General features: G+C 67.3%; 10 protein-coding genes. 5 read left to right on the top strand and 5 right to left on the bottom strand.

All coding sequences use genetic code 11. From position 1 onward, the window contains the following. The first annotated feature begins 102 nt into the window (after positions 1-102). The 5 genes from V5A20_RS11060 (at position 103) to V5A20_RS11040 (ending at position 2966) form a co-directional block, all read left to right on the top strand. Complete coding sequence (locus V5A20_RS11060; protein WP_332316442.1) at positions 103-552, top strand: MarR family winged helix-turn-helix transcriptional regulator; 450 nt, start codon at positions 103-105, stop codon at positions 550-552. Between the two features lie 155 nt (positions 553-707). Continuing rightward, a complete protein-coding gene (wrbA, locus tag V5A20_RS11055; RefSeq protein WP_332327351.1) occupies positions 708-1382 on the top strand; it encodes an NAD(P)H:quinone oxidoreductase in 675 nt (224 codons plus the stop codon). 51 nt (positions 1383-1433) lie between these two features. Next, entirely contained in the window at positions 1434-2018 is a 585-nt protein-coding gene (locus tag V5A20_RS11050) for a pirin family protein (RefSeq protein WP_332316444.1), read from the top strand. An 81-nt stretch (positions 2019-2099) separates the two neighbouring features. Further along, positions 2100-2441, top strand: coding sequence for a DUF6364 family protein (locus V5A20_RS11045; protein ID WP_332327350.1), 342 nt, complete (start codon positions 2100-2102; stop codon positions 2439-2441). A gap of 117 nt (positions 2442-2558) precedes the next feature. After that, entirely contained in the window at positions 2559-2966 is a 408-nt protein-coding gene (locus V5A20_RS11040) for a PIN domain-containing protein (RefSeq protein WP_332327349.1), read from the top strand. A gap of 135 nt (positions 2967-3101) precedes the next feature. Here V5A20_RS11040 and V5A20_RS11035 read toward each other — a convergent pair whose 3' ends face one another. From V5A20_RS11035 to V5A20_RS11015, 5 genes are all read right to left on the bottom strand, one after another. Continuing rightward, positions 3102-3608: a hypothetical protein gene (locus V5A20_RS11035; protein WP_332327348.1), complete on the bottom strand. Its 507-nt coding sequence runs from the start codon at positions 3606-3608 to the stop codon at positions 3102-3104. A 171-nt stretch (positions 3609-3779) separates the two neighbouring features. Further along, the gene (gene ppc, locus V5A20_RS11030; RefSeq protein WP_332316448.1) at positions 3780-6653 is read right to left on the bottom strand and encodes a phosphoenolpyruvate carboxylase; all 2874 of its coding nucleotides are present in this window, start codon (positions 6651-6653) and stop codon (positions 3780-3782) included. A 207-nt stretch (positions 6654-6860) separates the two neighbouring features. After that, positions 6861-7748, bottom strand: coding sequence for a transporter (locus V5A20_RS11025; RefSeq protein WP_332327347.1), 888 nt, complete (start codon positions 7746-7748; stop codon positions 6861-6863). Between the two features lie 4 nt (positions 7749-7752). Beyond that, on the bottom strand, positions 7753-8895 hold the full coding sequence (locus V5A20_RS11020; protein WP_332316450.1) for a DUF3179 domain-containing protein: 1143 nt from the start codon (positions 8893-8895) through the stop codon (positions 7753-7755). Between the two features lie 78 nt (positions 8896-8973). Then, positions 8974-10128 (bottom strand): DUF3179 domain-containing protein, encoded by a 1155-nt coding sequence (locus V5A20_RS11015; RefSeq protein WP_332316451.1) that lies wholly within the window; start codon positions 10126-10128, stop codon positions 8974-8976. Positions 10129-10326: the final 198 nt, after the last annotated feature.

Here is a 10326-nt window from a genome sequence, read left to right as displayed (position 1 = left end):
TTGTAGACATAGCAGGATATAGCAGGTGTGTAGGGACCTCTCGGGAATACCGAGACCTCTCGGCACGTCGATTCTCCGCCGACTCAACGACCGCCACGTTCCATGCCGACTCACTACGACGGGACCGACGACGAAGAGCGTGCCCTGACCGCCTACATTCGATTCGCCCGGGCCTTCAGTACGGTCGACGCACAGATCAGCCAGACTTTTAAGGCCCACGATCTCACGTCGGGGCAGTTCGGCGTGCTGGAGACCCTCTACCACCTCGGGCCGATGCACCAGGGCGCCCTCGGCGAGAAGCTCCTGCAGAGCAAAGGCAACATCAGCACGATCATCACCAACCTCGAAGAGCGCGACCTCGCCGAACGCCGGCGAGACCCGGAGGACCGTCGCTACGTCAAGATTCACCTGACGGAAAACGGACGGCAGCTAATCGGCGACATTTTTCCGGAGCACGTCCAGCAGATCGTCAAGGCCCTCGAGGCCCTGGAGACAGACGAACTGGAGACCTTCAGCCGCCTCTGCAAGAAGCTGGGCGTGGCCAACGCCTGATCTCTACGCGCCTCTCGCGGGGGGCAACCGGTGACCTCGTTTTCCATTACTCAGAGGAGTTTTTTGCGATCGTACTGTTCAACATTGAACACTTCAATGTAGAACGAAAAGGGCATTTTTCACTGCTTTCCACACACAACTGCAGACCAACCACAATGAAAACGCAATCCACCGCAAACATCGTCATTCCGTTTTATTCCTCGTACGGCACGACCCACAGGCTCGCCCGGGCGGTTGAGACGGGCGTGGGGAACGTCTCCGGCGCGACCGTTCGGCTGCGCCGCATCCCGGAGCTTCCCTCGGCGGGGGACGCCATGTCCGGCCAGGACGCCTACGACGCGGCGCAGGCCGAGATGGAGGACATTCCCCGCGTCCAGCACGACGACCTCCGCTGGGCCGACGGCATCATCTGGGGCACGCCCACCCGCTTCGGCAACATGGCCGCGCAGGTGAAGCAGTTCATCGACACCCTCGGCGGCATGTGGTTCGAGGGCGAGTTGGAGGGGAAGGCCACCGGCATGTTCGTCTCCACCGGCTCCATTCACGGCGGGCAGGAGACGACCATCCTCACGAGCCTGGCGCCCCTCATTCACCTCGGGATGGTCTTCGTGGGGGTCCGCTACTCGACGAACGATCAGATCATGACCACCGAGGGGGTTGGCGGCTCGCCCTACGGCCCCGGCACGATGCCCCGCGAGGAGAGCGGCGTGGACGCCCCCACGCCGGACGAGCGCGAAACCGCCCGGTCGCTGGGCGAGCGGGTGACCCGGGTCGCCGCCCGGCTGCAGTCGACCGGCGGCGCTCCGGAGAAAGAAGAAGCCGCCGCATAGCGGGCGCTCCTTGACGTACGCCCTGCCACAACGGCCTCACGTCCTCCCTTCGTGGGGCCCGCGTGGGGGCCGTGCGTCCCCGGGCTCGCCCCCGACACCCCACCAACGACCGCCGGCGTCCTCTTCCAACCCATATACCGGCCCATCGCGCAGCCCCGCACGACCGAACAACCGATTTCCTCCCCACTTCGCCTCCGCCCCAGCGAGGAACGGGGCGTGCAGGACCTTGGGTGGTCGACCAACTACCTCACGTTCTCCTTCGCCCACTACCAGCTGTGGCTTGAGCCCGACCGGCCCGATACGGACTTCGCCTACCACGAGCGGACGCCCCCGCCCGGAGAGCAGGACGGACAATTTCGTCTCTACGTCTCCCCCGATGGCCGTGGCGACTCCATGCCCGTCAATGCCGACGCGTACGTGTCCGCCGGCGCGTTTTCCCCAGGCGACCGGGTCTCGTACGATGTGCCTCCGGACCGGGGCGCGTGGATTCAGGTCGTGGAGGGGACGGTCTCGGTTGGCCCCGTGACGCTTCGGGCCGGCGACGGCGCCGGGGTTACGGCAGCGGGTGCGATTGACGTTTTGATCGAGCGCCCCTCGGAGATTCTCCTCGTCGACGTTGGGCTGGAGGCGGCGTAATCCCCCCAGGTTGGGAACCGGAAAAGAAGAGGACGGTCGCACAACATACGTAGGAATCAAAACTTCTATACGTAAAGGCTTATGAGCCGAAAGAAGCTCACCCTATCGGTTGAGGAACGGTTGACTCGCCGTGCCAAGACCATTGCCAAGGAGCGCGGCACGAGCGTCTCCCGCCTCGTCGAAACCTTCTTCACGGCCCTGTCGGAGGAGGACGACACTCCCCAAGGCGAACAGGCCCAGAGGCAGGAGGGCGGAACAACATTCGAGGCCCAGGGGGACTTCTCGCCGTCGGGCTACGCTCCCTCCGAGTGGGCACGGCGGTGGCGCGGTGCGTTTGCCGAGGAGGGAACGACCTACCCGGAGGATCCGGCCTGGGAAGAGAAGGTGCTGGAGGAGGAGATCGAGAAGAAACACAATCCTTGAAAGCTGCCGCCGGGAAGCCACCCTTAAGGCTCCCAAGGCCCCTTACGTCTTCGGGGGTCCCGAGCCACGCCTAGCGGCCCTTCCTCAACACCTCCCTCATGCTTCAGGACGTTCCTCATGACGGTTCTTTTCGACACGAACGTGCTTCTGGACATCCTGCTGGACCGGTCTCACGCGGAAGAGGGACTTTTTCTTCTCGACCAGTCCCGGGAAGGAAAGGTTGAGGGCACGGTCACGCCGACCGTGCTGACGAACACGTTCTACGTTGGACGACGTACCGCCGGCCCCGGGCCCGCGAGAGACTTTATCGAATCAGCCCTGTCGTTTTTGGACGTGGCCTCGGTTTCGCACGCCGGGGCCGTTCGCGCAGTCCGGCAGTACGACGATTTCGAAGATGGGGTAATCGGTGAGACAGCCGCCGAATACGGAACCGACGTGATCTGTACTCGAGACCTGGAGGACTTCGGGCCGGCGCGCACACAGGTGCTAACCTCGAGGGAGCTTGCAGGACTCTTGAAGATGTAGGTCCCCGTCCTACCGGAATTCTCATGTCCAGGACCGCCGGCCGGAGCGAGCCTCCGACCGGGCTCCTGCTGTTCCTTCGTGACCGACATCAATCGCGCAAGCTGGGATCCCTCTTTCTAAATTCCCAACCTGCGGCTATTCGAACTCAACGACGAGATCGACGTGCTCGCCGGCCCAGTCGACGTGGGCCTTTTTTTGAAACGCAATGATGACAACCCCTCCGTACGCCACCACGCGGTCGAAGAAATATTCGACGGTGGACGGCACGGCCCGGTCCTTTCCGTCGTTGGGCGTGTCGACGTGCGAGTGCGTAAAGAGGGCGTCCGCGGCGTCAAAATAGAGCAGCGCCGACTCTTCGGCCGCATGGTCGAAGGCCTTGCGCAGGGCACTCTGGGTCTGCATGCGCTGCTCGTTCAGCAGGGACGGCACCCGGAACTGGTGCACGTTGGCGGTGGTGTGGCGCGTGAGCGTGGCCAGGGCCTTCTGCCGGCCCTCGCGCGCGCCGCCATGGAAAAGGATGCGGGCCGTAGACGGCTCGCCCCCCTCGCCCAGAAGCGCCTGAAGGGCCTGCTCAAACGCGCCGGTGCCGTGTTGGACGGGGGAGACAACCTCCGCATTGGGCGTCGAGTCGGGATCGGCCATGGCGCACCGGACGATGGGCGAGAGGACTGGGCCGCTTTTAGCTTCGGGGAAACGCACTTGTTCCCCGGTCGAAGCGTACGTCGTTGGAGGGAAGAGGCAAGGGGGAAGAGGAGAATCGGAATGCGCGCTCTCCACTCCCCCGCTCCCGTGCCCTCCACTCTCCCGCCCAAACTATCCCGTGCTCTGCATGGCGGCGGCGACGCCGTTGATGCTGAGGAAGATGGCCTCGCGGAGGGTTTCCTGCTCCTCTGCGTCCGTGCTCGCCCGGTAGCGCTTCAGGAGCTCGATCTGGAGGAGGTTGAGCACGTCGGTGTAGGGATTGCGGAGCTCGATCGATTTCTTGAGGACCGGGTTGCCGCCGAAGAGCGTCTCCTGGTCGGTAATCTCGAGGATGGCCTCCTCGGCCCGCTCGTAGTCGTCCACAATGCGCGGATGGAACGAGGTGTCCACGTCGGCGAGGGCATCGTACCGCTCGGCGATGGGGAGGCGCGTGCGGGCCATCTCGCGCTGGGCGCTGTCGAGGACGGTCCGGAAGAAGGACCAGTTCTCGTACAGCTCCTGGAGCGCGTCGCCGGCCTCGGGCTCCTCGTCCATGAGCGTGGCGAAGGCCTGGCCGGTGCCGTACCACCCGGGCACGATGTAGCGCGGCTGCGTCCACGCGAACACCCACGGGATGGCCCGCAGGTTTTCAAACTCGACCTCCTCTCCCTCGGAGGCCCGCGAGACGGGCCGTGAGGCGATGGGCAGGCGGCTGATGTGCTCGATGGGCGTGGCCGCAGCGTACCACTGCCACCCCTCGGGGTCGTCGATGAACTCGCGGTAGGCCGACATGCCCTCCTCGGCGAGGCGGTCCATGAGCGCGACCACGTCGGACTCCATCGACACCTTGTCGGCCATCAGGGGGTTCTCGGGGGGCGAGGTGCTTTGGGCCCGGGCCGTGGCCGTGAGGGTCGCGTTCACGATCTGCTCCACGTGGCGCCGCGCAATGTCGGGCAGGGCGTAGCGAAACGAGATGATCTCCCCCTGCTCGGTCATCCGGATGCGGCCGTTGTGCACGACGGGCGGAAGCGCCTGAATGGCCTGCGAGGTGTGGCCGCCGCCCCGCCCCACGGTGCCGCCGCGCCCGTGGAAGAGGCGGAGATCCACGTCGTGCTCGTCGCACACCACCCCGAGCGCGTGGATGGCCTTGTGGAGCGCCCAGTTGGCCATCCAGTAGCCGCCGTCCTTGTTGCTGTCGGAGTAGCCCAGCATGATCTCCTGGAAGCCGTCGCGGCCCTCCAGCTGCGCGGCGTAGACCGGATGCGTGAAGAGCGTCTCCATCCGGTCGTCGGCGGCGCCCAGGTCCTCGATCGTCTCGAAGAGGGGCACCACGTCGAGCGGGCACTGGTAGCTGCCACCGGTCACCTCGCCCAAGCCCGCCTCCTTCGCCAGCAGCATCGGCTCCAGCAGGTCGCTCACGGTGTGGGTCATGCTCACCACGTAGCTGCCCACCACGTCCGGGTCGACCGCGTGCATGGCCCGGATCACGCCAAAGACCTCCATCAGCTCCGCGGCGTCGGGCGGCAGGTCTGCGTGGGGGTTTACGAGCGGACGCGGGTTCTGGAGCTCCTCGGACAGGACCTCCAGCTTGTCCTCTTCCGACAGGTCGCCGTAGTCCTCCGTCACGCCGCCAGCCTCCAGCAGGGCCGCCACCGTGTCCTCGTGCACGCCGCTATGCTGGCGCACGTCGAGCGCGGCGAGGTGGAAGCCGAACGTCTTCACCAGCGAGCGGAGGCGGTGCAGCTGGCCGCTCCGGGCCGCGTTCTCGAAGCCGTGGGCGTGGAGGCTCTCGGCGATCAGGTCGAGGTCGTCGAGCAGGTCGTCCGCGGTGTAGTCCCCGGCCATCGCCTCCACGTCCGTCGCGTCAACTCGGTCGAGCAGGCCGCGGAGCCGTTCCTCGACGTAGCACAGCTTCAGGCGGTACGGCTCGCGCTGGTACTGCCGCTCCACGTCGTCGGGCAGGTCGACCGCCGCCGCGTCCCGCTCCAGCGAGTCCCGAAGCGCGTCCGACACGGTCAGCTGGCGGGTCGAGATGCTCAGGTCGTCGCGCAGCTCGTCGATCTCGTCGAGGTAGTGCTCCAGCGTGGTGCGGCGCTGGCGGGCCACGGTCCAGCGCGTCACGTCGGCCGTCACGTTGGGATTGCCGTCGCGGTCGCTCCCGATCCAGGAGCGGTACTGCAGGAACGCGGGCAGTTCGGCGGTGGCGTCGTAGTGGCGCCGCAGGGCCTGCTGCACGTCGCGGTGGATCGCGGGGATGGTGTCCCAGATGGAGCCGTGCAGAAAGTAGTGGCCCTGCTCCACCTCCTCCCGCACCGTGGGCCGCTCGGCCCGCACCTCGTCGGTGCCCAGCAGGAACGCGATCTGGCCGTAGAGGCGGTCCAGGGTCTCCGCGCGTTCGTCGGGCGTGGCGTCGGGGCGGCGGAGGGTTGCAAGCAGGTCGGCGATGTGCTGCTCTTTGCGGAGCACCGACCGCCGCCGCGCCTCCGTGGGGTGGGCCGTGAGGGTGGGCTGGATGTCGAGCTGCCGAAAGAACGCGACCACCTCGTCGAAGGCGTAGCCCTCCGCCTTCAGGCTCGCTACCGCCGCATCGATCGACTGCGGGCGCGGCTCTGCCTCCGACGAGCCGTTCTCTTCGCCCGGCCCCAGCGGCCACTCCGTCGGGCCGGACTGTCGGGCGCGCTCGCGGTTGATGCGGATGATCTCCTGCTGCTCCGCCTGGTTGACGAGGTGAAAAAACGTGGTATAGACGTGCAGCAGCCGCTCCAGCGTGTCCTGGTCGAGGGTCGAGATCCGCTGTGCGGCCTCCTCCCGTTTCTCAGGGGTGCCCTCCTGCTCCGCCTCCTTGCAGAGGGCCCGCAGCCCTTCGACGTGCTCGAAAAGGGCGTCCCCGCTTTGCTCCTCCGCAATCTGCCCGAGCAGGCGCCCCACCAGGTTCACCTGGCGGCTCAGGGGCTTGGAGATGCCGGTGCCTTCCGTTTCGAGGTCGAGGTCGTCCCAGCGGCGCATGGCGTCGTGAGGGCGAATGTCAAGGATTTGTGAGACAAGACCAATGTATGAGGCGACCGCGACGGGACCAAGTCTCTGGCCAGAGCCACCGGGGCTCTTCAGCCAATCATAACACCCGGCGAGCGCCGTTCTGAGGTGGAAGCGCTCCCGGGGTCGGGACGGGGGTAGGTGGGAGCGCGGCCGTTCCCCGTCGGCCGCCCGTGGGCGCTATTTCCAGAGCGGGTCGCTCCACGAGAGGAAGTACCCAACAGTGAACGTCGGGCTCGCCGGGAGGCGGTCGGAGCGGGTCGACTGGCCGTGTACGGGGAGGCGCACGCCGGCCTGAACGGCCCCCGGCCCGATGCGCCAGCCCACCGTCGGGATGACCTGCACGAGCTCGCGGGGGGCAAACTCGAACCCCGTTCGGGTGTCGATCGACGATTGCCCAAACAGGCCGTCGACCGCCACCTTCCATTCGAAGCGGTCCAGGGAGCCGCCCGCCGCCGCGTTGAAGACCCACTCGTTTCCGGGGTCGCGGGCAATCGCTTCGTTCTCCTCCCGCCACCGGTACCCGGCCCATCCGGAGACGTACATCGGCAACGGGTGCAGGCTCTTCCCCAGCTCCAGGAGCAGGCTCCAATCGCGCTGCCCCTGCGAGAGGGAAATCGTCTCGGCGTCGTTTTCGAAGGTGCCGGTCGTGAGCCTGACGCCCCCGCGGAGGGCCACCGCCACCGGCAGCCCCGACTGTCCGACGAGGGCCGGGCCCGCCCGGAGGAAGACGCGTGGATCCCCGAGTCCCGTCGTCAAGAGGTCGGAGCCCGACCCGTTGAACTCTTGGCGGTGAAGGGGAAGGTCGACCCACGTGTCGAGCCCCCGAACGAGGCCGAGCGCGCCGGTCAGCCGCGCCGTCGTAACGATGGAGCGGGCGCTCGGGTCGAGCTCATCGAGGGACACGACCGTGCCCGTCCGGCTGAAGCCCTCCTGCGTGCTTTGGTGGGCCACCTGGAGCTGCACCCACCCGGTCCCCGGCGCCTCCACCCACTGGCCGTAGCCCGCGCCGGCACCGGCGCCCCACAGAAGAAGTGCAAGCCCAACGATGGTGGCGACACGGCGCATGGCGCTACCCTTGGTCGGTCCAGAGGGCCGTCTCCGGCTGAAAGACGGGCCACGCGAACCAGAACGACATGTAGGCGGTCTCCACCGGATCGAGCCGGGCGGAGCCGTCCAGGGCGCGGCCGTCGAGCGTCCAGGTGCGCCCGGTCTGATCGTCGACGAAGCGCCCGTTCTCCGTCGCCGAAAAAGACAGCGGCTGTCCATCGATCATCGGCCGGTAGGCCATGGCGCCGCGAGCGTCCTGGTTCCAGAAGACGACGACCTCTCGTCCCCCCGCAGTCACCTCCACGGCCCGGGCCGTGGACCCATCGTCGAGCTCGCCGAAGGGAATCGCGAGGCCCCCGTCCTCCACCGGAATTCCGAGGAGCCGCTCTTTCGGGGGGCGGCGGTCGTCGATCGGGATGTCGAAGAGCAGCCGGTCGTTGTTCGGGGCGTTGTAGTTGCCGTAGGGGTACCCTCGGGCCGTATAGGTGCGGTTGTGACCGGTTTCCGAGGAGACGACCTTCGTGTCGGGGTGGATCTCTTTCCAGTGCCCCCAGGTCATCACCATCACCGGCAGCATGTCCAGGTCCGTGCCGACGTTGGCCCCACATCGGGCCCCCCGGCTCATCTGGGGCCAGAGCGACTCTCCCTCGCGGCGGTCGAACATCAGGAGGTTGTTGTTGAACAGGAGCCCGGACACCCCGAACTCGGCCCCGTTCACCGCGCTCCGGTCGAACGCCAGCGTGCTGCCGGTCAGGGGACAGAGCGTGACCGCGAAGGTGCGCCCGGCAAAATCGTCGATGTTGATGATCTCGTGGTGCCAGAGAATGTTGTGCGGAACGGCGAGCGCCTGGTCGCCGAAGAGCAGCCCGATCACGCGGTCCCCGTCGGCCAGGTAGCCGGCGTCCTCGGCGTCCGGCCCGACGAGCCGGTCGTCGCCGGCCGTGTAGCCGTTGAGGGACGGAATGCCGTTTCGGGGGACCCCACCGTCCACGAGCCGGTCCGTCGGGATGGTGCAATTGTCGAGGTTGAAGCCCGAACTGCCGCCGCCCCCGGTGCCCTCCACCCCGCCCGTGTCACAGCCGGTGAGAAGCGTCCCTCCCGCGATCATCATCCCTCCCACGAGCAGTCCGAAGAGGCGCCGGCGTGCCGCACGGAAAAGCGTCATGGAGGATAGAGGGGTGTCGTTCAAAAGTCAGCGGGTGCGGCAGTCGGCGTGTGCGGCGCAGGGCGCACGGGCGGGGCTTTAAGAAGCCCCCTGGGCTTCGTAGAGCGGGGCGTCGGGGCGGAAGGCCAGCCAGGCGAACGCGAAGTAGTCCCCGTGCTGGAGGCGGTCGAGCTGCGTGCCCTCCAGCGGCCCGCCGACCGCCGTGCCGGTCACCGTCCAGGTGCTGCCCGTTTCTTCGTCCCGGAAGCGCCCGTCGCCTGCGTAGGCAAAGTGCAGGGTGCGCCCGTCCACGCGGCGATCAAACACCCCGGTCGAGCCGGTCTCTTTCGAGTCCTCGATCCGGGCCGCGTCGAGGGCCGAGACGGCCCCCGGCGCATGAAAGACCGCCAGGGGGTGCTCCCCAATCGTGTCGTGAATCACCCGCTTTTCCTCCGTCGTCGAGTGGGGGTAGGCCTTGTGGAGGTCCCCGACGCTCACCGCCACGACCTTTTCCATCGGCGGGAGGCGGTCGTCCGTCGGGCCGTCGTAGGCGAAGGGCTTGTTGTTGATGTCGTCGTAGCCGGCGTACGGGTTGCGGCCGTAGGGGCGGCTGTGGCCCGTGTCGCGGGAGAGCACCTCGCCGTCCGGATGGGCCTCTCCGAACTGGCGAAACGAGACGATTTGGGACGGGAGCTGCGTCAGCGTCCGGCCCGTGAGGTCCCCGACGATGGCCGTGCCCGTCAGCTGCTGCCACAGCGTTTCGGTCTTGCGGTCGTACATCACGAGGTCCGAGTTGCGGAGCAGCCCGGAGACCCCAAACTCGACGGCCTCCCCGTCGAGGGTGCGCTCGAACACGAGGGCGCTGTAGCAGAGCGGGCAGAAGGTGACCGCCACCGGGGTTCCCGCCACCCGGTCGTTTACGATCTCGTGGTGCGTGAGGATCTGGAGCGGATAGGCCCGGGCCACGCCGTCGTGCTCGAAGGCGATGACCGGCTCCTCCGGGGCAACCCAGTCCTCGGCCGCCCCCACCGACACGAACGACGGGGCGTCGACCGACGGGATGCCGTCCTTCGGCGGGCCGCCCGACTTCAGCGTCGTGAGGTCGATGTTGTACGTCGAGTGGTCCGTGTCGAACTGCTGCAGGGCCGTCGGCGCGTCCGCGGGCAGCGACTGCGCCTGCCCGCCCGGCAGGGCGCCAAGCGCCCAGAGGCCCATCAGGCTCATCAAAGCGGCAAGAACCGACCAGGGTCGCATGGAGACAAGGGGATTGGGAGAAGAGCGCGAGACCAAGTTTGGGTCTTGCTCAAGCCTTTGGGGCGCCCGCCCCCCAAGTGTTACACATCGGTCTCCACCAGGGGACGCCACACACCGAATCCCCCGCCCCATCGGCGTGCGGAGGGCCGACCTGCGACGGCTGTCTGTTCGCCTCGGCTCCCTTATCTGTTCGCCTCT

It is taken from the genome of Salinibacter sp., from assembly GCF_036626415.1.
Lineage (GTDB): Bacteria > Bacteroidota > Rhodothermia > Rhodothermales > Salinibacteraceae > Salinibacter.
The sequence above is the reverse complement of the archived record's forward strand: the minus strand, read 5'-3'. Positions and strand labels throughout refer to the sequence as shown.

What these genes read in the sequence shown, in the direction of transcription:
- V5A20_RS11060 (WP_332316442.1), top strand. Translation starts at nt 103, where the DNA reads ATGCCGACTCACTACGACGGGACCGACGACGAAGAGCGTGCCCTGACC.
- wrbA (WP_332327351.1), top strand. Translation starts at nt 708, where the DNA reads ATGAAAACGCAATCCACCGCAAACATCGTCATTCCGTTTTATTCCTCG.
- V5A20_RS11045 (WP_332327350.1), top strand. Translation starts at nt 2,100, where the DNA reads ATGAGCCGAAAGAAGCTCACCCTATCGGTTGAGGAACGGTTGACTCGC.
- V5A20_RS11040 (WP_332327349.1), top strand. Translation starts at nt 2,559, where the DNA reads ATGACGGTTCTTTTCGACACGAACGTGCTTCTGGACATCCTGCTGGAC.
- V5A20_RS11035 (WP_332327348.1), bottom strand. Translation starts at nt 3,608, where the DNA reads ATGGCCGATCCCGACTCGACGCCCAATGCGGAGGTTGTCTCCCCCGTC.
- ppc (WP_332316448.1), bottom strand. Translation starts at nt 6,653, where the DNA reads ATGCGCCGCTGGGACGACCTCGACCTCGAAACGGAAGGCACCGGCATC.
- V5A20_RS11025 (WP_332327347.1), bottom strand. Translation starts at nt 7,748, where the DNA reads ATGCGCCGTGTCGCCACCATCGTTGGGCTTGCACTTCTTCTGTGGGGC.
- V5A20_RS11020 (WP_332316450.1), bottom strand. Translation starts at nt 8,895, where the DNA reads ATGACGCTTTTCCGTGCGGCACGCCGGCGCCTCTTCGGACTGCTCGTG.
- V5A20_RS11015 (WP_332316451.1), bottom strand. Translation starts at nt 10,128, where the DNA reads ATGCGACCCTGGTCGGTTCTTGCCGCTTTGATGAGCCTGATGGGCCTC.